We start from the raw sequence: 237 nt of genomic DNA, 5'->3' as shown, positions 1-237 counted from the left end.
CAGCAACGCGCGACGCAGGTCCTCGACCGTGTCGAAGTGCTCCACCCAGAGCAAGTTTTCCTTGAGCGTGCGGATGAAGCGCTCGGCGCAGCCGTTTCCTTCCGGTGCGCGCACGAAGGCGGGCGAACTTGCGATACCCAGGAACGCCAGTTCCGCCTGGAAATCGTCCGACATGTACTGGCTGCCATGGTCGTGCCGGACACTCAGGCCGGAGGCGATCTCGGCCGTAAAGCCGCC

1 pseudogene is annotated in these 237 nt (G+C 64.6%); it reads right to left on the bottom strand.

Annotated elements, in window-relative coordinates:
- Positions 1-237, bottom strand: a pseudogene (locus KZZ07_RS27435) (IS3-like element ISMtsp5 family transposase); the annotation flags it as partial.

The organism is Mameliella sp. CS4 (assembly GCF_019392335.1).
GTDB lineage: Bacteria > Pseudomonadota > Alphaproteobacteria > Rhodobacterales > Rhodobacteraceae > Antarctobacter.
This window is presented reverse-complemented; position numbering and strand designations above follow the sequence as displayed.